This is a genomic window from Enterobacter sichuanensis, from assembly GCF_009036245.1.
GTDB lineage: Bacteria > Pseudomonadota > Gammaproteobacteria > Enterobacterales > Enterobacteriaceae > Enterobacter > Enterobacter sichuanensis.
In genome coordinates this window covers 1,580,117-1,602,970 of sequence record NZ_CP027986.1, presented here as the reverse complement: position 1 = coordinate 1,602,970, position 22,854 = coordinate 1,580,117, and the positions used below count along the sequence as shown (strand labels likewise).

General features: G+C 55.8%; 15 protein-coding genes. 1 reads left to right on the top strand and 14 read right to left on the bottom strand.

The features are described from left to right. Positions 1 to 91: 91 nt before the first annotated feature. The 5 genes from C1N69_RS07510 to cmoM form a co-directional block, all read right to left on the bottom strand. The gene (locus C1N69_RS07510) at positions 92 to 3,685 is read right to left on the bottom strand and encodes an inverse autotransporter beta domain-containing protein (RefSeq protein ID WP_244956321.1); all 3,594 of its coding nucleotides are present in this window, start codon (positions 3,683 to 3,685) and stop codon (positions 92 to 94) included. 391 nt (positions 3,686 to 4,076) lie between these two features. After that, positions 4,077 to 8,525 (bottom strand): chromosome partition protein MukB, encoded by a 4,449-nt coding sequence (gene mukB / locus C1N69_RS07505; RefSeq protein WP_047958162.1) that lies wholly within the window; start codon positions 8,523 to 8,525, stop codon positions 4,077 to 4,079. Beyond that, positions 8,525 to 9,229: a chromosome partition protein MukE gene (gene mukE / locus C1N69_RS07500; protein ID WP_008499954.1), complete on the bottom strand. Its 705-nt coding sequence runs from the start codon at positions 9,227 to 9,229 to the stop codon at positions 8,525 to 8,527. The genes mukB and mukE overlap by 1 nt, the downstream gene beginning before the upstream one ends. After that, entirely contained in the window at positions 9,210 to 10,532 is a 1,323-nt protein-coding gene (mukF, locus tag C1N69_RS07495) for a chromosome partition protein MukF (protein WP_025756001.1), read from the bottom strand. Before mukF ends, mukE begins: the two co-directional genes overlap by 20 nt. A 3-nt stretch (positions 10,533 to 10,535) precedes the next feature. Then, positions 10,536 to 11,315, bottom strand: coding sequence for a tRNA uridine 5-oxyacetic acid(34) methyltransferase CmoM (gene cmoM / locus C1N69_RS07490; RefSeq protein ID WP_025756002.1), 780 nt, complete (start codon positions 11,313 to 11,315; stop codon positions 10,536 to 10,538). A 124-nt stretch (positions 11,316 to 11,439) separates the two neighbouring features. Between cmoM and elyC the strand changes: the two genes are divergently transcribed. Further along, on the top strand, positions 11,440 to 12,219 hold the full coding sequence (gene elyC / locus C1N69_RS07485; protein ID WP_025756003.1) for an envelope biogenesis factor ElyC: 780 nt from the start codon (positions 11,440 to 11,442) through the stop codon (positions 12,217 to 12,219). Here elyC and C1N69_RS07480 read toward each other — a convergent pair. From C1N69_RS07480 to rpsA, 9 genes are all read right to left on the bottom strand, one after another. After that, entirely contained in the window at positions 12,196 to 13,089 is an 894-nt protein-coding gene (locus C1N69_RS07480) for a YcbJ family phosphotransferase (RefSeq protein ID WP_025756004.1), read from the bottom strand. The two genes, elyC and C1N69_RS07480, sit on opposite strands and share 24 nt — an antisense overlap. A gap of 139 nt (positions 13,090 to 13,228) precedes the next feature. Beyond that, the gene (gene kdsB, locus C1N69_RS07475; RefSeq protein ID WP_095440926.1) at positions 13,229 to 13,975 is read right to left on the bottom strand and encodes a 3-deoxy-manno-octulosonate cytidylyltransferase; all 747 of its coding nucleotides are present in this window, start codon (positions 13,973 to 13,975) and stop codon (positions 13,229 to 13,231) included. After that, complete coding sequence (gene ycaR / locus C1N69_RS07470; protein WP_006174474.1) at positions 13,972 to 14,154, bottom strand: protein YcaR; 183 nt, start codon at positions 14,152 to 14,154, stop codon at positions 13,972 to 13,974. The genes kdsB and ycaR overlap by 4 nt, the downstream gene beginning before the upstream one ends. Before the next feature lie 45 nt (positions 14,155 to 14,199). After that, positions 14,200 to 15,429 carry a winged helix-turn-helix domain-containing protein gene (locus tag C1N69_RS07465; protein WP_155030927.1) on the bottom strand — a complete coding sequence of 410 codons (1,230 nt, stop codon included), beginning with the start codon at positions 15,427 to 15,429 and terminating at the stop codon, positions 14,200 to 14,202. 44 nt (positions 15,430 to 15,473) lie between these two features. Beyond that, entirely contained in the window at positions 15,474 to 16,451 is a 978-nt protein-coding gene (gene lpxK, locus C1N69_RS07460) for a tetraacyldisaccharide 4'-kinase (RefSeq protein WP_047958158.1), read from the bottom strand. Beyond that, positions 16,448 to 18,196, bottom strand: a complete 1,749-nt coding sequence (msbA, locus tag C1N69_RS07455; protein WP_047958157.1) for a lipid A ABC transporter ATP-binding protein/permease MsbA — start codon at positions 18,194 to 18,196, stop codon at positions 16,448 to 16,450. The genes lpxK and msbA overlap by 4 nt, the downstream gene beginning before the upstream one ends. Positions 18,197 to 18,231: 35 nt before the next feature. Beyond that, the gene (locus tag C1N69_RS07450) at positions 18,232 to 20,496 is read right to left on the bottom strand and encodes a ComEC family protein (RefSeq protein WP_155030926.1); all 2,265 of its coding nucleotides are present in this window, start codon (positions 20,494 to 20,496) and stop codon (positions 18,232 to 18,234) included. Between the two features lie 214 nt (positions 20,497 to 20,710). Then, positions 20,711 to 20,998, bottom strand: coding sequence for an integration host factor subunit beta (gene ihfB, locus C1N69_RS07445; RefSeq protein WP_008499965.1), 288 nt, complete (start codon positions 20,996 to 20,998; stop codon positions 20,711 to 20,713). 170 nt (positions 20,999 to 21,168) lie between these two features. Next, positions 21,169 to 22,842, bottom strand: coding sequence for a 30S ribosomal protein S1 (gene rpsA / locus C1N69_RS07440; protein ID WP_008499966.1), 1,674 nt, complete (start codon positions 22,840 to 22,842; stop codon positions 21,169 to 21,171). Between the last annotated feature and the right edge of the window lie 12 nt (positions 22,843 to 22,854).

Here is a 22,854-nt window from a genome sequence, read left to right as displayed (position 1 = left end):
TATGTAAAGAAGCTTAAAGATAACGCAGCGGAAGAAAGAAGTTAAGTGATAAGAGAAAACCCCCGCAGCAGGGTGCTGCGGGGGGAAGGAATTACTCTACGGTTAAGAGAGTATTGATGTGATAACTTAATAGCCGAGTCTGGGTATCGTAGTCCTGACCATCAAACGTAATCACGCCCTCATAGCTCCCCTTAGGTAACGACGGATTATCGCTTGCGTAATAATTCAGTTGCGGTTTATTACGTAAAGATTGGCAGACAGTGGCGTCGTTAAACGGAACAGTAGTACATCCCTCTGTTTGTCTGACGCCTTTAAATACAACGCTGTGAACAACACCGTTATCATCCTTCATCGGCACGGTCAAGGTCGTTGCTGGCTGACCCGAACGTCCGCTTTTATATAAAGATGTTGGTCCTTCCGTATCACCTGTGGCGATAAATCCGACCGTTGAATAATCCGTAATAACGTCACCTTTATATTGTCCTGATGCACCCGTGACACTCCAGTCATAAGAGACAGTATCAAAGAAATCCACACTGCTGTCTTCCAGCGTGGTGCCGCCTGCCGTAGCCGTTACCGTCGCCCCCCCACGGGTCCCACCTCTCAGCGTTACGCTTGTTTTACCGGAACTGTTAGTCGTGGTTTCCGTTGCAGACAATGTATTCATAGTGGTTGTCCAGGTGACCGTCTCCCCCTGTAACGGGTTACCGTTAGCATCAGTTACCACTGCGGTATAGGTAACCCCACTCCCGTTTATCGACACATGGGTGGAAGACGGCGTCAGGGAGGCCACCGTTGCTGTTTTGACATCTCCGATAAATGTCACCGCACCGTCGGTTTTCTCACCGCTGGTGTTCGTCGCTGGCGTTGCCGTCACCTTGACCGCCGTGCCCGCTTTCACTGAGGTTCCCGCAGTGGTCGCCGTGCCATTAACGTCAGTATCGCTACTGGCTGGCGTAAGCGTCACACCGTCCTGGGTGGTGCTCCAGTTCAGGGTGGTCCCCGTCACCACGTTATCGTTCGCATCCGTCACTGTGGCCGTCCAGGTGATCACATCGGCACCGTCAGCCACCGCCTGCGTTTTATCTGCCTGGATGCCGGTGACCTTCGCTGTCGCAGCGTCCGCCACGAAAGTCACCTTATTCGCCGCCTTTGGCGTCGCCTCGCTGGTCTGCACCGTTACCACCACATCGCCCGCCTTAACGGAGGTGATCGTCATCTGCGACGTGCCGTCTGCGGCGCTGGTGGTCTGCGCGGCACTCAGCTTCACATCGCGGTTATCCGCCGACCAGTTCACCGTCGCGCCCGCGATCGCGTTCCCCTTCGCATCTGTCACCGTGGCTTGATAGGTGATGCTGTCCGTGCCGTTTGCCACCCCTTGTTGCTTGTCGGGTGTAATCTGGCTGATCACTACCGTGCTGGTATCCGCCACAAAGGTGATCGGGTTCGTTTCCTGGGTGGTGCCGTTGACTTCTGCATTCACCGTAATGGTGCCGGTTTTTGACGACTTCAGGGACAACACCGCATTACCGCTGCTGTCGGTGGTCGATGTTTTCGTGGCAACCGCCGTATCGTCCATTTTCACCGTCCAGTTCACCGTCACGCCGGAGACCGGATGGCTGTAGCCGTCCGTGACCTGCGCCGTTACCACGCTAGTGTCGGTATTGTTCGCCACCACCCTGTCTTTCTCACTGTCAATCGCCACCACTTTTGCCGTGGACATATCAGCGGTGAACGTCAGTGATGGCGAGCTCAGAGCATTGCCGCCCTGCAATTGCGCCGTCACCACCGTGGTAATGACATCCTTACTGGACACCTGGATTTGCGCGGCGCCGGTCTCATCGGTACTGGTCTGAGAAGCCGAAAGTACCGCCTGAGCACTGTCGGCAGACCAGTTCACCACGGCATCTTTCAGCACCTTGCCGTACTGATCCGTCACGTGTGCCGTCAGGGTGATAGGCGCGCTGCCGCTCGCCAGCGCGCTGTTTGCGGAGGTATCAAGCGTGGTTAACTGCGGTAAAACGACCGTCGCCTCTTCAATCAGCGTCGCGGTGGCCAGTGTTATGGTGCCATCAATCAACGGCTGAATGGTCAGGGTGTCCGGCGTAGTACCGCTGATCAGCGTGGCCGTGTAGATGCCGCTGCCGGACTCCGTAAAGGCCCCCATCGTCGGCGCCTTGTCGGTTATCGCCCCCGCGGCTTTCGCAGCAGCGGTGACCGATGAAGTCAGCTTGGCCGTCAGACGTGAAGCCAGGCCCGTTGCGGCTTCACCCGCGCTGGTTTTGAGCGTCACGCTCACCACAGCAGTGCTTTTTCCGTCTGCTGGTACCTTAGCCGACGAAACCGTGGTCGTGGACTGCAGGGTGTTGACGTCGATCCCGTTCACCGTAACGTTTATCCGCTCCGGCGACGAGGCATTGCCCTTTTTATCCCACGCGGTGGCACTCAGGGTGTAGCTGTTGCTGCCGCTGCCCTGCCAGACCGGCAGCGTCATGACAACCTGTTCCGGGCTGCTGCCCGCCGTGATTTTCCCGCCGTGGCTGAAGAAGCTGTCGCCCCGCCATTCAATGCGATCGAGACCGTGCTTCGCTTTCACCTTCGCCGTCACGGCCTGTTTTGACTGCTCCGCCCCTTCCAGTTCCGGTGGCAGCGAGAGGGAAATCAGCTCCTGCTTGCGGTACTCCAGCACGATGTTGTTGTTGCGATCGACCAGATCCATTCGGCCACCCTGCAGAGTGCGGCGCTGCGACACCTGCGACGGATCGAGCTGAGCACTCAGCGGCACACCCGGCGTCCAGGTCAGCGCCAGGTTCACCTGGGTGTCATTCTCACCGCTCTTGCCCATCTTCTGGTTCAGACCCATCGTCACCAGCGGTACCGGCGTGTAGTTCACGCCGACCGTGACGGCATAGGGATCTTTTTGTCTGTCGTCTTCGTCATCGCCAAACAGTCCGACGCTGTCGCCAAAATACTGTTCGTAAATAATATTCGCCCCTAACTGCGGGTACGCCGGTAAATAACCGGTGGCGCGAATATCAAATCCGTTCGCCACACGCTCGTCGTAATCTTCATAGCGGGAAGAGGACATCCAGTCGCTCAGACGTAAATAACCGTTCGCGGACAACTTCAAGTAATCCCATCCCAACTCGGTGCCAAAACCGAGACGCTGATGCTCATTACCGGAAACCTGCCGATCGTAGAAAATATTGGTTCCCCACATCCAGTTATCATTAAAATGACGATAGCCAAACCCACCATTGACAATATTACGGTCATCGTGACGGCGGCCACCTAACTGGGTGAAAAGCAGGTTTTCTTTTCCGTTATATAACGGAAGCAGTAAATCCAGATCGGAATCATTAAGCGTGAAATGTTCATCGGTGTTGATATTCACCCGGGCGGTGCCAAACTGGCTCAGCCACTCCTGCACGCTGGAGGCCGCCTTGCCGGTGGCGGCGTTGACCACCGTGCTGACGAGGGCGTCAGAGGCGTTGTCGCTGCTGAGCAGGGAGCCTGCCTGAACGGCCGTTTGCGCGATGCTGTCTGCACCTTGATCTGAATTTTTTGCCGATACTTTTTCAGGAGAAGATATTTTTTCCTGCGCGCTGGCGTTAAATACCGGAGACAAATAGAGTACTGATGAGGGAGGAAGCAGCTGTAACGCAATTTGTATGACAGCGAACAACTTCCTTGTTCCTGATTTCATAATATTACCATTTCCATTAAAAGAAGATTACACATTATTATTCTATTGTTCACTCAGAACGTTTTCAATACCACTCGGGAAGCGAGCTTTGCGTATAGAGAGGGCATTCCGACTGCAACCAATAAATCTCATCAATATAAAAACAAATAATTTTATTTATAATACGTAAATACGGCCAGATTCATTTATGGCGTGAATAAATTGCAGCGACAAAGTTATTATCAGAAGGTCTTTATATTTACTTAATAAAAACTTTAAAACATCTTACATTAAAATAAAAACGCAACCCGGAGGGGTTGCGTTTAAAAAAGACATGTTGTGCGTAGCACCGCCCGGCAGGACAGATGGCTACATTATTGATAAAAATACGCTACGAAGCGCCAGCCGCATCCGGCAATGACTCCGGCGGCTGCGGGGCAAAACCGCGCAGCCCGACAACGTGTACGTGCTCACTGTTCTGGAACACCTTACGCACCAGTTTATAGGTGGTCCCTTTTTCCGGACTGATGTTTTCCGGTGCCGCAATGATGAGCTGCATATCGAGACGTTCGCAAAGCTCAAACAGCGTGGCGATGGATCGGGCGTCGAGACGCGCCGCTTCATCCAGGAACAGCAGTCGGCATGGGGAGATGTCTTTCCCGCGCAGACGACGCGCTTCATCTTCCCAGCTCTGTACAACCATCACCAGAATCGACATCCCGGTACCGATCGCTTCACCGGTGGAGAGCGCGCCGGATTCCGCACGCAGCCAGCCGTCGGAGCCACGGTTTACCTCAACTTCCATCTCCAGGTAGTTACGGTAATCCAGCAGCTCTTCACCGATGGTTTGTGGCGTACGCTGCCCCATATCAATCTGCGGGTTCAGGCGCTGATACAGCTTCGCCAGCGCTTCAGAGAAGGTCAGACGGTTGCTGTTGAACAGGTCCTGATGCTGCTCATGCTGCTCAGACAGCACTTCCAGCAGCGTCGCGTGGGCTTCACGCACGTTGACGTTGAGGCGCACGCTGTTCACCTGACCAAACGACACGCTCTGCAGCCCCTGGTTCAGCTGGCGAATACGGTTCTGCTCGCGCTGAATGGTTTTGCGGATGATGTTCGCCACGCTGCGGGAGCTGATCGCCAGCTTCTGCTCACGGGAGGTCAGCTCTTCCGTCAGACGCCCCAGTTCGATTTCCATCTGCTCGATGGCTTCAACCGGATCGTCGGTACGGATAATGTCCTGACGAATACGCTCGCGCAGGTGCTGGTAAACCGCCACGAAGAACTGAATTTTACGTTCCGGACGCTTCGGATCCTCTGACATCCGCAGAACATCGCGCAGATGCTCGTTATCTGCCACCGCCAGACGCAGCGCACCCAGCGCCTTATCCGACATGGAACGCAGCTCATCGGCAGAGAGGTAGGCCAGTTCACGGCGGTGCAGACGACGTTCAACGTTATTGTCTTTCACCATCCGCATGACCGCACACCAGCCCGCCTTCGCACTCACGACCTGCTCACGCATTTCATGGTAGTCGCGCTCAAGCTTGCGCAGGCGACGGGTCAGGTTATCCATTTCCGCTTCACAGAAGGTCAGCGCTTTTTCCAGCTGATTGCGACGTGCGCGGTTATTACTGAGCTGGGCATGCAATTCGTCACGACGAATGCGCGCCCGCTCTTCTGCCCCGCTGTCAGCACGCACGCCGATGTCCTGAAGCTCTTTGTGCAGATCGTTGAGCAGCTCTTTCTTGGTATCGAAGGAGCTTTTCAGTGAAGCCAGCACCTGGTTGTACTGGTTCAGCTGAGCGGAGTGGCTGCGCATCGCTTCACGGGCGCGGGTACGTTCCGCTTCAGCCTGCTCAAGGCGCTGACGCAATTTTTCGTTCAGATCGCTGTTACCGCTCAGCATTTCGGCCGAGTCGGAGTAGCCGAAGTGGGCACGGCGCTGCACCACTTCCGTCAGGGCAAACGCCTGCTGGCGCGCTTCTCGCTGCACCTGCTGCGACCAGGCATAATCTTCTTTTAACTGCTCGAACTGTTCCGGGTCGCTCTGCAGCACAGACACGACGGGCTCCAGCTTCGCCAGCTGGTTACCGTGCTGCTGCACAAAGCGGGCGGCTTCCTGCGCTTCATCCAGACGTTCCTGGATCTCATCCACACGGTCAGCCAGCGTGTCATCGGCCAGCAGATTCAGGCGCGGCAGGATACGGTTAAGGGCCGCAACGCCCTCTTTCGCCTGCTCGAACTGGACGCGGCTCTGCTGGTTATCATTTTCGTGCGCGGCAATCGCACGCTCCAGCTCACCACGGCGGGTGTTGAGCTTGCGAATTTCCGCTTCCGGGTCAGCTTCAAAGGCCACGGCCAGATGGCTACCGATAAAGCGGCTGAACGCCTGGTGCAGGCGCTGGGTTTTCTGGACGTCAAACGACAGAGTCGCAAAACGTTCAGACAGCGTTTCACGTTCGGCGTGCAGGCTTTCAATGCGGCTTTCACGCGCGGCGCGGCCAAACAGCGGCAGTTCCGGGAAGCGGGAATAACGCCACTGGCGATCGGCGATTTTCACCACCACCGCTTTTTCCAGCTCATCGACGCTGAATACGCTGTCATCAAATGACTGCGGATCCCCTTCAATCAGGTAGAGATCTTCCGGGCAATCTTCCAGACCGGCAAGCTGTTCAGAAATCAGCGACAGATCCGGGACCACAATCGCGTTACGAGACGGGCCATACAGCGCCGAGAAGTACGGCGCATCATCCAGACCGACATCGTCATAAATTTCGGACAGCAGCACGCCGCCAAAACGCTCCGCCAGGGCATTGAGACGCGGGTCTTCCGCACCGCCCGGCTGGCTTAAGCGCTCAATTTCTTCGTCGACGTCACGCTTGCGCGCACCCACTTCATCACGCTCAACAATCGCCTCGCGCTCGCGCTCCAGCAACTGCTGCAGGTATTCAGTGACTTCCTGGCTGGATTCGAATTGCTCGCCACACTGCTCACTCAACTGGTTAAGGCTGCTCTGGGCCGCCAGCCAGACCGGCGCACGCTGCAGCAGCGCCTGAGAGCGGGACTGAAGCTGCTCCAGCTCCTGGCGCAGGGTCATGCGCTGTTCGCTGGCGCTGGATACGGAATCGGAGAGCGCGGCAATACGGGCTTCCAGCTCCTGATGCAGGGCTTCAAGCTCGTCGAAATCGTAATTTTTCCCCTGGCGCTTGCAGAACTCCGCCAGCAGACGCTCGGCTTCCTGCTGCTCGCGCAGGCGCTGTTCCAGCTCGTTAAGACGCATACGCAGCGGCTGAACCTGCTCGGCCAGATGGCGCTGGTTCACCCCATCGCGCAGCAGCTCGCGGGCAACATCCCACGCTTCGTTACGGGCCAGCGGGCCATTAATCGCCACCACCAGCTGATAGGCCTGCTCAAACTGGCTGTGCGCCGTTTGCGCGACGCTCATTTTCTGTTCGAGGGAAAGCAGTTTTTCCGTTGCTTCCTGCTCTTTTGCCTGGAAGGTTTCCAGCCATTCGTCGGCGCTGTCCGGCGTTAAGTCGGGCAGATGGCACAGCTCTTTTGCGCGCTGTAACGCCTGCAGGGCCTGGGTGTACTGAATCGCACGCGTCTGCTGCACGTCCAGCGCCTGCTGGTAATCGGCAAGCTGGCTTTTCAGCTCATCCACTTCCAGCTCGGCGGCTTCGGCGCGGGCTTCGTTCTCTTCCTGCATCTCGGCGGCTTCGGCCACCACTTCATTTTGCTCTTCGAGACGAATTTGCAGTTCATCGAGATCCGCTTCATAGCGCTCGATTTTTTCCTGCTGACGCAGTGCGGTTTGCACCAGGTTCAGGTGATCGCTGGCAGCCTGATAATCGGCTTCCAGATCGCCCTCAGCACCGTTGTGTTCGCCCAGTTCACGCGCCATTTCAACGTGCTTATACTGCTCGGCCACCAGCTGTTTACGGGAGGTAAAGAGCTCGCGACGATACTCTAATGCCTGATCGAGATGCACGCGGCGCTCGTTGGCGTGACGCATGTAGTCCGCCGCCACGTAGTTGGTGGCCTCGCTGATCAGGTGTTTAAACAGATCGCGGTCAGACTGGGTAACGCGAATGGCTTCCAGCGTCATGCGGTTTTCACGCAGCGCCGCTTCCATATCCTGGAACGCCTTCCGTACCCCGCTGTTTTCCGGTAGCAGGTAGTCGCGCAGGGAGCGGGTAATGGCACTGGAGATCCCGCCGTACAGGGACGCTTCGATCAGACGGTAATATTTGCTACGGTCAGATGCCGTGCGCAGACGACGCGCCACCACGCCCAGATCGAACATCAGAGAGTGGTAGTCGGTAATCGAGTTGAACTGCTTGAACTGCACGCCTTCGATAGTCTCAAGCTTATCTTTCAGCTCCTGCAGCGTCAGTACGCGCGCCTGGCGTTCGTTCAGGGTTTCCGTCAGCAGCGCCGTCGGCTGCATTGAGGTTGGCAGTCCCTGAATGGCGAACGGTTTAATATCGACTTTACGGTCGCGCCCGGCCACCTGTTGCAGTCGCACGCCCACCACCACACGCTGATGACGGGAGTTAATGACATCCAGCACCGAATAGCAGACACCGGCCTTCAGCTTACCGTGGAGGCCTTTATCGCGGGAGCCGCTTGTCGCCCCCGCTTCGGTGGTGTTACGGAAGTGGAGCAGCGTCAGGTCAGGGATCAACGCCGTGACAAACGCCGCCATGGTGGTGGATTTCCCCGCACCGTTACCGCCGGAGAGGGTTGTCACCAGCTCGTCCAGATCGAACGTTCGGGCAAAGAAACCGTTCCAGTTAATCAGCGTCAGTGAGCGAAATTTACCGCGTTCAATCATTACTCTTCCTCCCCGCTATCCGGCAGATTCTCTTCATGCTCATCATTGAGCTGCAAATGGTTTTCCACCGGCATCGCTTCACCGTCGCGGATCATGCGAAGCTGCGCTTCACGCGCGTCGTCACCCGCACGCACATCGGCGCCGAAGCGGAAGACAGATTCCGTAATGCGGAATTTGCTGCTGTCGTGGCCCATAAACCAGACCATCCCCAGACGGCGCAGACGGTTCAGGGAAGAGCGGACTTTTTCCTGTAATTTCTGACGATCGAGATCCGACCCCGTTGAACGGTTATTGACCAGCTTAAGCAGCTTGCTCTCATCTGCCAGCGTTAATAGCTCATCGTAAAGCTCCTGCTGGGTGAAGATACCTTCATTGGCCAGACGTTCAGGGCTGAGATAGAGGTAGCACAGAATTTTGCCGACCATCATATCCAGCTCGGAGAGTACGGAACGCGGAATCAGCGTCGTGGAGCGTGGGCGCAGGTAGAAAAACCCTTCCGGCGCGCGAATGAGCTCCACGTTGTAGCGTGCGTAAAACTCTTCCAGGTACTCCTGGAAGTCCATCAAAAAGGCGTGATTATCCAGCTCGTCGAGGCCAATGTGACGACCGGCACGCAGCTGGCTGTCCAGCGCCGGAAATAACGGATTCGCCAGCGCCTGTGCCAGCTTAACCGGCATCACTTGTTCAATATTTGTCAATGACATGCGCCTGTACCTTGGCTCCGTAATCGTTAATTGGCTGCCACTTCGGCGGCAGTCCGGTGAAATCTGCTTGCGCGATGCCCAGGCGTACCGCCTGGTCTACTACAATGCGGGCAATGTCGAAGTGGCGCGCGCGAGGATATTGCGCCAGATAGTCGCGCACCACGAGGCCAAGATCCAGCGGCACTTGTCTGGTTTTGTAGACAGCGAGCTGTTCTTCGATCATGGCCGCAAGTTGCTCGCGAATTTCGTTAAATTCTTCATATTCCAGATCCGGTGGCAGTTCACCGGTCACCTCTTCATCGCGCAACGCCATCTCTTCGTCGCGCATATCCAGCAGACGATCGGCGTTGGCGTAGGTCAGCGCCCATGGCGCATCGAAATAGGTCTGTACCGACTGGCGCAGACGCTGAGCAAAGACGCGGTTTTTATCCATATCGATCGCGGTACGGATAAATTTATGCACGTGGCGATCGTAGCCGATCCACAGGTCGATCGACTGCTGGCCCCAGCTGATAATGCGATCGAGCTTGCTCTGCAAATCAAAGACCAGACGGTCGATAAAATGCAGATCGTCATGCGCCAGAGTCGCATCCTGAATGCGCAGCAGGTTTGCCTGCAGCTTATCCCCCGCCGCCTCCAGCGTATCCTGCAATTCGCGCAGCGTGCCGGAGGTTTCTGAGAGCAGCAGTTCGCAGCTGGAGATGGCCGCACGCCAGTCTTTATTCAGCAGTTGCGCGATATCGTCTTTCACCTGCTGCTGCTGTTCGTCCATCAGACGCTGGGTCAGATCGATACTGTCGAAAATTTCCGCCACCGAGTATTTCAGCGGGGCGTAGACGTTACGGTGCCAGTGGAACTCATCACCGTTTTCATCCGCGGCATCAGCGGCACGCTTAAGCTCACCCGCCACAATCGAGAGCTGCATCGAGAGACGCAGCGTGGAAAATTCGCGCTGGCGGATGTAGTAATCGGTAATGCCAATGCCCAGTGGCGTCAGGCGATAGATGGCGTTTCCTTCCGCCTGCTCGCTGGTAAAGCGGTTCAGCAGACGTTGACGCACCATATCGTTGATTGCGTTGTTGGCACGCACGCTAATGGTTTCGCTGGTTTGCTCAAACGCATCACTGACATGGCGGAACGCGTCCACCAGTTCACCCTCGCTCATTTCCCCGTCCAGCCGTTCGCCGTTCAGCGTGGCCACCGCCAGCAGGAAAGAGAGTCTGTCTACCGGCAGCGAGATGGAGAAATCGTTTTTCCTGGCCCAGGCAACCAGTTCGGGGACTGTCTGGGAAAATTCACTCATAGGTTATCCTTGCATCTGCGGCTTGTGCGCGGTGACGTGAATATAGCGGCCAAGGCTGACAAAAGGCTCCTGACGGCAATACCGCGTTTCTAATTCTGTTAAGGTGTCAAAACAGTCACGCTGTTTGTGTTTTTCACGCAGATAATCATGAAACACCCTGACGCCCGTCTTCCCGGTTATCTTCCAGCCGATCGCTTCCAGCCAGCCATAAACCTGCTGCGGATCGCGCGGATAGTCCGGGGAAAGCGTGCGCTTTTTCTTTTTAGGCATCCCGACCTGAACATAGTCAAAGTTACCTGCAACCATGTTGTGCATCAGGAAGCCGTTAGCATTGTAGAACATCAGCGACAGCGTGCCGCCCGGGCGCAACATCGACCACAGGGTTTGTAACACGCTTTGCGGATCGGCTACCCACTCCAGCACCGCATGAAACAATATCAGATCAACCTGGGTTTCCAAATGCTGTGCAATGTCCTGAGCGGCGCATTGTATAAAATGCATGTTGTCGCTCACACCTTTCTCTTCCGCTGCACGCGTCGCACGGGCGACCATTTCAGCAGAAAGATCGCAAAGCGTGACGTGATGACCGCGTTCCGCCATTTTTATGGCCGTCTGTCCTTCACCGCCTCCGGCGTCCAGCACGCGCAACGTTTGCCCCCCGAAGGTGGCCAGAATCGTGTCCAGATCCTGCCAGAGGATCGTCTGCCGAAGCTGCCCTTTAGTGGTGCCATAAATGTTGCGCGAAAACTTTTCCGCGATGTCATCAAAATTGCGATCCCGCATTGGGAGAGTTCCACTCGCTAACTGCAAAACCGCTATTTTGTCACACCCGCGCGGAGAATGAACCTCTCTGGTGTAATATCACGGGTATTCACCTGCTATATGGTTAAAAAAGGAACCAAAAAGGATGCTTTTTACCCTGAAGAAATATGTGGGAGGGATGATGCTTCCCCTTCCGCTCCTGCTGCTCATCATCGCGCTGGGGTTGGCGCTGGTGTGGTTCAGTCGCTTTCAGAAAAGTGGCAAAACGCTTATTACGTTCGGCTGGCTGGTCTTGCTGCTGCTGAGCCTGCAACCGGTCGCGGATGGCCTGTTACGTCCCATCGAAAACAGGTACCCAACATGGCAGGGTAATCAGAAAGTAGCCTATATCGTGGTGCTGGGCGGCGGCTATACCTGGGACCCGGACTGGGCCCCCAGCTCAAACCTGATCAACAACAGCCTGCCACGGCTCAACGAAGGCATTCGCCTGTGGCTGGCGAATCCGGGATCAAAAATGATCTTCACCGGTGCGGCGGCCAAAACCAACCCGGTAAGTACGGCTGAAGCGGGGGCCAGGGTGGCGGAATCGCTCGGCGTGCCGCGGTCATCGATCATTACCCTGGACCGACCAAAAGATACCGAAGAAGAGGCTGCTGCGGTGAAGCAGGCGATTGGTGATGTCCCGTTCTTACTGGTGACCTCCGCCTCGCACCTGCCAAGAGCGATGATTTTCTTTGAAAAGCAGGGCCTGCACCCGCTTCCGGCACCGGCAAACCAGATGGCCATCGACGCGCCGCTCAACCCCTGGGAACGGGCGATCCCGTCCCCGGCCTGGCTGATGCACAGCGATCGCGTGGGTTATGAGACGCTTGGACGCCTCTGGCAGTGGCTGAAGGGGTCCTCAGGCAAGCCAGGGCAGGAGTGATTTTGTCGCCAGATCGAAGTTGGCGCGATTGAAACGACCGGTATTCACCAGTTGCGCCACCTCATCCCACAGCAGATAGAGCCAGCGCCGCCAGAGAAACGCTTCGGCAACGGGCGCACGTTGAAGGTAGTGCCAAAGCAGACCTTCCGCCGCCCCGCTGTCGCTGAGCCTGAATAACTCATATTCGCGCGGTGCCCAGAGCATGACTCCCGGCCCCAGCATGGCCAGAAGCTGATCGCTGCGGGAGTCCTTGAGCATGCTGCGCAGGGTGAAATTACCGTGGATCAGCACGCAGTTGTCATTAAAACCTTCAAACAGCGCCGGTAAGCACTCGCGGGTGCGGAACAGAATACGTTTGTCCTGCATGGTTAAACCGGTGTTATTGAACTGGTTAAGCGTCCCCCACAGCACTTCGACCCGCTGGCGATACCATAGCGGCCACAGGTTTTCCTGGGTACTGTCAACCGGGCCAACGAGTCCACGGCTATCCTGACGATGCCAGGCCAGCAGCGCCTCGACAATCTGGTCCTTGAGCTGTTCCCAGCGCTCCGGCGTACGTGCCGGGGCTTCAACAGACACCCCGCGTAGCCGCTCAATCAGCAGCACATCCGGGCCGGGGTGCTCCTCATGCGTCATCACGCCATAAACCGTCGGCATACGGACGGTTCCCTGCCGTGCGAGCATTGAAATTTTCCAGGCGAGCTGTCGGGCAACCCCCGGCGAGGTAAAGCTCCTGGCCATCAGCGGCATTGGGTTTCCCTGACTGTCGTACAACGACCAGAGCGCGGTATCAGCCTTTTCACTCACACATTCAACCCGGCTTAATTTCTCGCCAAGCAGGTGACTCAGTTCGGCACGCAGCTGTTCCATATGAGATTACCCCCATTAAGACTACTGCTTTTATAATGAGCGCGTTGAAAGCAGATGTCACCCTGCAGAGATCAATTATGGAAAAGACAGGAGAAAATAAACCGGAGAGTGCATCCCTCCATGAGGGATGCAGGCAGGATTAACGCAGTTCGGCGCGAACGCGCTCAAGATCTTCAGGAGTGTCAACGCCCGTGCCAGGGACCTCCTCGGCAACAGCAACGTGGATTTTCTCGCCATACCAGAGCACGCGAAGCTGCTCCAGCATTTCGATATGTTCCAGCGGGCTCGGCGCCCAACTCACATACCGACGAATAAAGCCAGCGCGATAGCCGTAGATGCCAATGTGACGCAGGAAGGTATCACCAATAGTCTCTTTTGAAACCGCAAAGCGATCGCGATCCCACGGAATGGTGGCGCGGGAGAAATAGAGCGCATAACCCTCAGCATCCGTCACCACCTTCACCGCATTCGGATTGAACGCTTCTTCTGCATGATGAATGGGCACCGCCAGCGTGGCCATTCCGACCTGACGCTGCGCCAGGTTTTCAGCCACCTGACGAATAATGACCGCCGGGATCATCGGCTCGTCACCCTGCACGTTCACGATGACCGTATCATCGCTGAAACCGCATTTCTCAACCACTTCCGCCAGACGCTCGGTGCCAGACTGGTGATCGGCGCGGGTCATACACACTTCCCCACCAGCGGCCTCAACCGCACGCGCCACATCGGGATGGTCGGTCGCCACGATAACGCGCTCAGCACCCGACTCACGTGCACGTTCAAGAACGTGCACGATCATCGGTTTGCCATTGATATCCACCAGCGGTTTACCCGGCAGACGGGTTGAGGCGTAACGCGCAGGAATAATGACAACAAAACTCATGGTTTGCTCTCTTCTGCCACCAGGGAACGGGCTTCGTTTTCCAGCAATACCGGAATACCGTCACGCAGCGGGAAAGCCAGACTGTCCAGCTTGCAAATCAGCTCTTGTTTGTCCTGGCTGTAGTAGAGTTTGCCGTTGCATACCGGGCAGGCAATAATTTCAAGTAAACGGTGATCCATAGTTCCTCCGTATGGGTAATCGCTAAAGCTTAACACATTCCTTTTTCAGGGAGTGCCTGTTTCCCAGCCACTTCGACAGGATGTAAACAATCCATCAGGTACCCGCCCCAGCGTCACATCGTGAGCCCCCTGCCAGCGCGCGAATTCGCTTATGGCGAGCGTTAACCCTTTTTCCAGAGCCGCCGTCACCCTGACGCCCTCTTCCAGATAAAGCGCAATGATTTCAAGCGTACCGGTCTTGCGGTGCATTTTGGCATCCATACGCCCGACCAGTTGCCCTTTATGCAGCAGAGGTAAGACGAAGTAGCCATACTGGCGCTTGGGTGCCGGGGTGTAACACTCCAGCCGGTAGCTGAAACCGAACAGCTGCTCGGCGCGTTTTCTGTCCCAGACCACCGGATCGAAAGGCGACAGCACCGTGCTGTGGGTTGCCTGAAGTTTCCCTTCCAGCGCCTGAGGCAATAGCGGGAAGAGCTCCTCATGCAGCCACATTTCGCCCAGTGTTTCTACCATGACGGGGATTATGCGCTGTTCTTGGAGCCACATTTCCAGCAGCGGTTTTAGAGCGGGCTGGCGCAGACGGTAATAATCTGCCAGCCATTGTGAACGGAAAATACCCAGGCTGCGGGCGCTGTTTTCCAGCATGATGGCCTCAGCGGCCTCACGGGAAAGCAGGTCGCGCTCGTCGTCCCAGTGCGGCATCACGCGATGCGTGAGGTCGTAAACACGCTGAAAATTACGCCGTTCAATCACCATGACTTTGCCTGAGGTAAACAGGCCTTCCAGATGACGTTTGTGTGGCTTCCACTCCCACCAGCCGCTCGTGCCTTTCCGGGGATGTTCAAAATCGGCGGAACGTACCGGACCGTTCTCCTGAATATGCGCGATAAGCTGCTCGATTTCAGCCGCATGTTCCAGCATCCACGCCTGGCGGTATTTCCAGCCCATCTTCTCCGGCGCAAGCATACGGTGACGAACCAGGGCAAAGTCGCTACGGGGCAGGAAGCAGGCTTCGTGCGCCCAATACTCCATCAACTCCCCCTTGCTGAGCGACTCATCCAGCCACTGTGAAGGATAACCCCCCAGCCGGCTAAACAGCACCAGATAAGGGCTGCGGGCCACGATGTTAATGGTGTCGATTTGAAGTAGCGACATGCGCTGGACGGTAGAGAGAATATCGGCAGGCTGCGCACGGCGACGGGGCTTTTTAAGCAGCCCCTGTGCGGCAAGGTGTAAATGACGTGCGGCTGAAAGCGAGAGTTGCGGTAAAGACATGCGTTTTCCTGTCAGTCAAAGCGCCACCAGAACCGCGTAAGCGTTTATTTCACCAACGCCATCAGTTCCTGGAGCAAGTGTTCCGGCTGCTCGCCGCTGAGTTCAGCGTCAACCGGCAGATACCACCAGTTATCTTTCGCAAAGAGACGGCATTTCACCGCATCTTTTTCAGTCATGATCAATGTCTGACCGGGCGTCGTCAGTGCGTCAACCTGTTCCACCGACAGCGCCTGATGATCGGCCAGCGGAACGCGTTTTTCAAGCCGGGCACCGCCCTGTTCCAGCGTCGAGAAGAAGCGGGGAGGATGACCAATACCCGCCATGGCGACCAGCGCAGGTAAATGAGAAACCGGACGACGTTCGCCCGTCACAAGATTGACGGCCATGCCAGGCTGGAGGTGCATAGGGATTTCGCCCGTTTTTGCCTCACCGCCATTCACAATCACCGCATCCACGGACTTCAGGCGTGAAGCCCGTTCTCGCATGGGGCCGGCGGGCAGCCACCAGCCGTTACCAAAACGACGAACCCCATCAATGACCACAATCTCTTTATCACGCGCCAGCGCGTAGTGTTGCAGGCCATCATCCGTGATGATTATCTGTACTGCATGTTCGGCAAGCAGGGCCCGGACGGCATCGCTGCGCACCGGCGAGACCGCGACAGGGGCGCCAGTACGCTGGTAAATCAATACTGGCTCATCACCCGCCTCGGCGGTCGTGGTTTCCGCCGTCAGCAACAGAGGGTATTTCGCCGCTTTACCGCCATACCCTCGCGACACCACGCCGGGACGGATACCGCGCTGTTGCAGTTGCTCAACCAGCCAGATGACCACCGGGGTTTTACCGTTGCCACCCGCCGTAAGATTACCCACCACCACAACCGGTACCGGCGCGCGCCATGCCTGCTTCAGCCCCAGACGGTAAAGCAGGCGAATAGCACCGCTCACCAGGCCGTACAGCCAGGAGAGCGGCAGAAGCAGCAGCCACAGCGGGGATTCACCGGACCAGATGCGTGCAATCATTCGCCGAACTGCATCTTATGAAGCTGGGCATAAACGCCGCGGTGTTCCAGCAGATCGGCATGGCTTCCGCGTTCAACAATGACCCCATCCTCAACCACGACGATTTCATCAGCCTGCTCGATAGTCGACAGACGGTGCGCAATCACCAACGAGGTACGGTTCTTTTGCAACTCATCCAGCGCCGACTGAATCGCACGTTCTGATTCCGTATCCAGCGCAGAGGTCGCTTCGTCCAGGATCAGGATCGGGCTGTCACGCAGCAGCGCGCGGGCAATGGCGATACGCTGACGCTGACCACCGGAGAGCAGTACGCCGTTCTCGCCGATGATGGTATCGAGACCGTTATCCATCTTGTTGATAAAGTCCATTGCATAGGCCATACGCGCGGCATTCTCAATCTGCTCACGGCTGTACTCTTCAGTGCGCGCATAAGCGATGTTGTTTGCCACCGTATCGTTGAACAGGTGCACGTTCTGGGAGACCAGCGCCACCTGGTTACGCAGCGACTGCAGGGTATACTCGCGCAGATCGTGGCCGTCTAACAGAATTTCACCTTCGTCAATGTCGTAGAAACGGGTGATCAGGCTGGCAATGGTCGATTTACCGGAGCCGGAACGGCCTACCAGCGCAACGGTTTTTCCTGCCGGAATGGTCAGGTTGATATTGCGCAGAGCCGGTGTTTCGCGGCCAGGATAGGTGAAGGTCACATTACGGAACTCAACGTCACCGTTCGCGCGCTCAATGACGCGCTTGCCTTCATCTTTTTCCTGTTCGGAATCCAGAATGCTGAACAGGGTCTGACAGGCCGCCATCCCGCGCTGGAACTGGGCGTTGACGTTTGTCAGGGACTTCAGCGGACGCATCAGGGCGATCATGGAGGAGAAGACCACGGTGATGGTACCTGCCGTCAGCGTCTCCATCACGCTTGGGAAGCTTGCCGCGTACAGAACGAACGCCAGCGCCAGTGAGGCAATCAGCTGAATAATCGGGTCAGAGATGGAAGAGGCCGACACCATTTTCATTCCCTGCAGACGCATTTTGTTGCTGACTTTATCAAAGCGTTTTGTTTCGACGTCCTGACCACCAAAAATCAGAACTTCTTTATGCCCTTTCAGCATCTGCTCTGCGCTGGTGGTCACCTGTCCCATCGTATTCTGCATATTCTTGCTGATATTACGGAAGCGCTTCGACACGACGCGAATAGCCACGGACACGACCGGAGCCAGTACGATAAGGATCAGCGACAGCTGCCAGCTGTAGTAGAACATCATCACGAACAGGCCGATAATCGACGCGCCTTCGCGCACAACGGTAATCAGCGCGCTGGAAGAGGAAGAGGCAACCTGCTCGGAGTCGTAGGTAATACGTGACAGCAACGTTCCGGTCGACTGTTTATCGAAGAACGCAACCGGCATGCCCATCATATGACTGAACAGTCGACGGCGCATGGTCATCACCACTTTTCCTGATACCCAGGAAATACAGTAGCTGGAGATATAGCTGGTGATACCGCGTAAGATCATCAGTCCGATCACCACCAGAGGCATCCATAGCAGCACTGAGCGATCCGTTTTACCAAAACCGTCGTCCAGTAACGGTTTAAGAAGCGATAGCATAAAAGTATCGCTGGCTGCGTTGAGGATTAACGCTACACCCGCCACGATCAAGCCTGCTTTAAAAGGAGCAATCATCGGCCAGAGTCGGCGGAACGTTTGCCACGTGGAGAGATCTTTGTCGTTATGCATTCAAAAAACCAGCATTGTTGAAATAGCCGCATATTCTACCCGTTATCTACGGGCGCGCCAAACCACTGATGATACCAGCGGCGTAAAATTTGTTCTCGCAAGCGTCGGATTTGCCAGTGATGTTGTGAGAATGTCACCGATATTTGTCCAGAATGAGGCGTATCATGCCAGAGATACCCCTCTTTTCGATAACGCCGCACGACTTTAGCCGACGGGAAATGCCACGCGTTGTAGCGGGCCGCCGAATCCAGTGCAATCTGCCCTTCCGCCCGCTGTACCAGTGGCAACGATGAAGACGTATTGCTGCCATGATGGGGAACTTGTATGAGCGTGGTCCTCAGATGACGCCAGTAATGGCTAAGCATAGCCTGTTCCGCAGGCGCTTCAATGTCTCCCGTCAGCAGAACACTCTGCTCACCGTCATCAACTTTTACCACACAGGAGGCGTTATTCCCCTGGGAGGGATAATTCTCTGGTGGCCAGTGAACGGTGATGGTAAGTCCCTGCCATTGCCAGCGTTGTCCCCGGAAACAAGGGCGATGACCTGCCTGACGTAAGGGGCTTCTTATCCACATTTCAGGCCAGGCTTTTTTCAGCGATACCAGGCCCCCTGCATGGTCGAGGTGATCATGACTGAGAATGACGCCTTCCGGCCGCAGGTGATGCCAGCGAAGCCACGGAATAATTAACCGCTGCGCGCTGTCTCCGCCCGGCCAGGCGAGCCCGGTATCATACAGAAGGGCTTTTCCCTGCCGTTCAATGACCATAGCCAGCCCCTGCCCTACATCCAGCATATGTAGCGTCCAGCTATCGCTTTTTGTTGTTCGCCACAGGGGATATGTCAACAGGACGCTGCCTGCCAGACAAACGGCAGGAACGATTTTCCAGGCACGAAAACGCCAGCCCGCGATGGCAAGCCAGGGCAGCAATGACAGGTACTGCCAGCGTTGATCCACATTTTGCCAGCCATCAGGCAGGCGCATCAGTAGCCAGAAGAGTCCCGCAAGCGACTTATCGGCCGCAAACCAGACGGCACTTTCTACCGCAGCCAGCGGCAGCAGATGGAGCAGCATACCGAGCAGGATCAGCGGCACGGAGACAAACGTCACCAGGGGAACGGCAAAGAGATTGGCAATGAGGGATGAGAGGCTGAAACCATGGAAAATCAGCACCTGCAACGGCATAAGCAGCAGCAACATTCCGACCTGTAGATATACGAGGTTCAGGAGTGGTCGTATCCGACGAGCCCGGTGCCAGTGAGGAAGCGGCAACCACTGAAACCAGAAAATCAACGCAGCGACGGCAAATGCTGACAGGGCCAGACTTTGCGACAGTACGGCTAACGGATCGCTTAGCAGGATCGCCGCGATACAGCAAAACCATACCTGCCAGGGAGACCATTGACGGGCCGTAATACGCAACGTCGCGAGTACAGCAAGGGCGATAACCGTTCGCATTGCCGGTGGCTGTAAACCGGTAAGCCAGGCGTAAAAAGCGGCAAAGGCCAACCCGGCCAGGAGAGGCATTTGCCAGCGGATCTGATGGGCGGGTAATAAAAACTGGAAACCGCGAGCCAGTAACCAGACGATGGATGCTGCCAGTGCGATATGCAGACCTGAAATCGCCATGAGATGCAGCGTGCCGGTTTCTCGCATCAGATCTTTTATTTCCCGTGGGACATCCAGACGCTCCCCCATCCCCAACCCGAGGATAACCGCTCCCCAATGATAAGCAGAAAGTCGCTTTTGCAGTGACATCAGGTATTGTGCGCGCAGGCTGCAGCGCCCATCGACGCGTTCCGCATGGGTGAACCGTCCGCTCAGCGTTTGATGTTGAGCAAGAGCGCTTCGCTGGGCATCATAGCCTCCGTCGTTCAGTTCGCCGTGCACTGGCCTGAGTCTGAGCGTCATGGCCCAGCGCTGACCGGCACATACGTTCTGTGGCAGATCGTTGCCATACAGCGTTACGCCCGTGGACACCCACCAGCGTTGACCATCCACGCTGAGAATGTTTCCCTGGAGCAGGCTTTTGCCATCGGTCGCGGTGATCTCGACCTCAGCCCGCACCGCGCCCGCGGTTAAATGCGCCATAGGCCAGACGCTCTCCTGTGCGGCCAGGATCCCCCATACACAAAATAACACCCCCATCCCCACATACTTCAGTTGTGCGTTTCGCCGTGCAGCCAGCACGACACCACCCACAATCATTATCCAGACGAGATGACGTGATGGCAGCTCAGGTAACCAGAGCAAAGGGGTTATTGCCAGAATGGCGCAGATACTCAGCGCGGGTATGCCCATTGCTACCTCCCTGTTTCAGGATGGCAGTATGTAAGCAGGCAGAGCGTGTTGTCAGGTGGGAAGACCAGGTTTTACAGCACATGCCGTACTGTTTTTATCCGTTTGCAGAAACGGAAATGAAAAATGCGGGGGCTCTTCAGAACGAAAATGTTAAGCACAAAAAAAGCACCCGCAGGTGCTTTCTTTCGAACCCAGTTTACCCCAAGGGATAAACTCAGTTGCCATAAATATTGGCGCGATCGCGCAGTTCTTTACCTGGCTTAAAGTGCGGAACGTACTTACCTTCCAGTTCGACTTTATCGCCCGTTTTCGGGTTACGCCCGGTACGTGGAGCACGATAGTGCAGAGAAAAACTACCGAAACCGCGGATTTCAATGCGCTCGCCCTGGGCAAGAGTGGAGGCCATATGCTCCAGCATCTCTTTTACGGCATCTTCCACTGCCTTGGCAGGGATATGCGGTTGCTGACTGGCAAGTCTTTCAATCAATTCTGACTTGGTCATGATTCCTCCGGTTCCTTTCAAACCAATTAGCTGAACAGCTCATTAAACAAGGGCGGCCGTAGCCGCCCTTTGTTATTGATTACAGGACGGATCCTGCAATCTGTCAAGTTTGCTCCTCATCCTTCGCGCTGTAAATGCGTTACAGCTCAAATGATGCTGAGAACCTGATATTACTCGCCTTTAGCTGCTTTGAAAGCTTCAGCCATTGCGTTGTTAGAGAAGTTTGCATCTTCCTGTTTGTTAACAGTTGCGATTGCATCTTTCTCATCAGCTTCGTCTTTAGCACGAACAGACAGGCTGATTGCACGGTTCTTACGGTCAACACCGGTGAACTTAGCTTCAACGTCGTCGCCTACGTTCAGAACCAGAGTGGCATCTTCAACGCGGTCACGGGAAGCTTCAGAAGCGCGCAGGTAACCTTCAACGCCGTCAGCCAGTTCTACGGTTGCGCCTTTAGCGTCAACTGCAGTTACTTTACCGTTTACGATTGCGCCTTTCTTGTTCAGTGCAACCCAGTTGTTGAACGGATCTTCCGCGAGCTGTTTAACGCCCAGGGAGATACGCTCACGCTCTGCGTCAACCTGCAGAACAACTGCAGCGATTTCGTCGCCTTTTTTGTATTCACGAACTGCTTCTTCGCCTGCAACGTTCCAGGAGATGTCAGACAGGTGAACCAGGCCATCGATGCCGCCGTCCAGGCCGATGAAGATACCGAAGTCAGTGATAGACTTGATTTTACCTTCAACACGGTCGCCCTTGTTGTGGGTTTCCGCGAACTGCTGCCATGGGTTGTTTTTGCACTGCTTCAGGCCCAGGGAGATACGACGACGTTCTTCGTCGATATCCAGAACCATCACTTCCACTACATCACCAACGTTAACAACTTTGGATGGGTGGATGTTTTTGTTGGTCCAGTCCATTTCGGAAACGTGTACCAGACCTTCAACGCCTTCTTCGATTTCAACGAAGCAGCCGTAGTCAGTCAGGTTGGTCACGCGACCAGTCAGTTTGGTACCTTCTGGGTAACGCTTAGCGATAGCTACCCATGGATCTTCGCCCAGCTGTTTCAGGCCGAGGGATACACGAGTACGCTCGCGGTCGAACTTCAGCACTTTAACAGTGATTTCGTCGCCCACGTTCACGATTTCGCTTGGGTGCTTAACGCGTTTCCACGCCATGTCGGTGATGTGCAGCAGGCCATCAACGCCGCCCAGGTCAACGAATGCGCCGTAGTCAGTGAGGTTCTTAACGATACCTTTGACTTCCATGCCTTCCTGCAGGTTTTCCAGCAGCTGATCGCGTTCTGCGCTGTTTTCGGATTCGATAACGGCACGACGGGAAACAACAACGTTGTTACGCTTCTGGTCCAGCTTGATTACTTTGAACTCAAGCTCTTTACCTTCGAGGTGCAGGGTGTCACGGACTGGACGAACGTCTACCAGAGAACCTGGCAGGAACGCACGAATACCATTCAGCTCAACAGTGAAGCCACCTTTAACTTTGCCGTTGATAACACCGACCACAGTTTCAGCTTCTTCGTAAGCTTTCTCCAGCGTGATCCATGCTTCGTGACGTTTAGCTTTCTCACGAGACAGCAGGGTTTCGCCGAAGCCGTCTTCTACTGCGTCCAGAGCAACGTCAACTTCGTCACCCACCTGGATTTCCAGCTCGCCCTGGGCGTTTTTGAACTGCTCTGCCGGAATGGCGGACTCAGATTTCAGACCGGCGTCAACCAGTACTACGTCTTTGTCGATAGCAACAACAACACCGCGAACGATGGAACCCGGACGGGTTTCGATTTCTTTTAAGGATTCTTCAAACAGTTGAGCAAAAGATTCAGTCATGTTTAATCTTCA

Coding starts and splice junctions, on each gene's coding strand:
- mukB (WP_047958162.1), bottom strand. CDS start 8,525: ATGATTGAACGCGGTAAATTTCGCTCACTGACGCTGATTAACTGGAAC.
- mukE (WP_008499954.1), bottom strand. CDS start 9,229: ATGTCATTGACAAATATTGAACAAGTGATGCCGGTTAAGCTGGCACAG.
- mukF (WP_025756001.1), bottom strand. CDS start 10,532: ATGAGTGAATTTTCCCAGACAGTCCCCGAACTGGTTGCCTGGGCCAGG.
- cmoM (WP_025756002.1), bottom strand. CDS start 11,315: ATGCGGGATCGCAATTTTGATGACATCGCGGAAAAGTTTTCGCGCAAC.
- elyC (WP_025756003.1), top strand. CDS start 11,440: ATGCTTTTTACCCTGAAGAAATATGTGGGAGGGATGATGCTTCCCCTT.
- C1N69_RS07480 (WP_025756004.1), bottom strand. CDS start 13,089: ATGGAACAGCTGCGTGCCGAACTGAGTCACCTGCTTGGCGAGAAATTA.
- kdsB (WP_095440926.1), bottom strand. CDS start 13,975: ATGAGTTTTGTTGTCATTATTCCTGCGCGTTACGCCTCAACCCGTCTG.
- ycaR (WP_006174474.1), bottom strand. CDS start 14,154: ATGGATCACCGTTTACTTGAAATTATTGCCTGCCCGGTATGCAACGGC.
- C1N69_RS07465 (WP_155030927.1), bottom strand. CDS start 15,429: ATGTCTTTACCGCAACTCTCGCTTTCAGCCGCACGTCATTTACACCTT.
- lpxK (WP_047958158.1), bottom strand. CDS start 16,451: ATGATTGCACGCATCTGGTCCGGTGAATCCCCGCTGTGGCTGCTGCTT.
- msbA (WP_047958157.1), bottom strand. CDS start 18,196: ATGCATAACGACAAAGATCTCTCCACGTGGCAAACGTTCCGCCGACTC.
- C1N69_RS07450 (WP_155030926.1), bottom strand. CDS start 20,496: ATGGGCATACCCGCGCTGAGTATCTGCGCCATTCTGGCAATAACCCCT.
- ihfB (WP_008499965.1), bottom strand. CDS start 20,998: ATGACCAAGTCAGAATTGATTGAAAGACTTGCCAGTCAGCAACCGCAT.
- rpsA (WP_008499966.1), bottom strand. CDS start 22,842: ATGACTGAATCTTTTGCTCAACTGTTTGAAGAATCCTTAAAAGAAATC.